We start from the raw sequence: 620 nt of genomic DNA on the forward strand, positions 1-620 counted from the left end.
AAACCGCCACGCATCCGCTGGCGGCCCGCCTGCTCCGTCCCCTCGTGCTTGAATTGGTGCGCGCGTACACATCGTCGCCGCCGGTACTGGCATATCGGTAATGGGGAGGCTGCAGTGGCCCATCAGCCGTACCTGTGTGGTCTGGACGCTGCCATGGACATCGTCGGAGGCAAGTGGAAGGCGCTGATTCTCTGGGAGCTACAGTCGCACCGGCGCCGTTTTGGCCAGCTGCGCAGGGGGCTTCCGGGGGTGAGCGAGAAGATGCTGATCCAGCAGCTCAGAGAGCTGGAGACGGACGGAGTGGTGCTGCGGCAGGTCTACGACCAGGTCCCGCCAAAGGTCGAGTACTCGTTGACCGATCTCGGCTCGACGCTCATGGAGGCGTTGTGGCCGCTCGCCACCTGGGGCGAGAAACACGTGGCGAGCATCGGCACGTCAAGCGAGGTCAGCGCCGCGTCCGGGGAGAACTGAGTCCTGCGCGGCGATCCCGTCCCGCACAGCATCGGGCCGCTCCGCACCTGTACGCCCGGCGGTGGCCATGATCACCGCCGAGCTCCCGTTGCGCCCGCGGGCCCGACCACCCGCCAGCGACATACCTAACGTTACTCGTCGACCGGGGG

1 protein-coding gene is annotated in these 620 nt (G+C 67.1%); it reads left to right on the forward strand.

Translation table 11 applies throughout. The annotated features are described in order from the left end of the window. Positions 1 to 153 precede the first annotated feature (153 nt). Positions 154 to 471 carry a winged helix-turn-helix transcriptional regulator gene (locus tag ACY45C_RS21340; RefSeq protein ID WP_462189338.1) on the forward strand — a complete coding sequence of 106 codons (318 nt, stop codon included), beginning with the start codon at positions 154 to 156 and terminating at the stop codon, positions 469 to 471. The last annotated feature ends 149 nt before the right edge of the window (positions 472 to 620 follow it).

This window comes from Frankia sp. CcWB2 (assembly GCF_977927585.1).

Excerpts from the sequence above, each read along its gene's own strand:
- ACY45C_RS21340 (WP_462189338.1), top strand. The coding sequence starts at position 154 with ATGGACATCGTCGGAGGCAAGTGGAAGGCGCTGATTCTCTGGGAGCTA.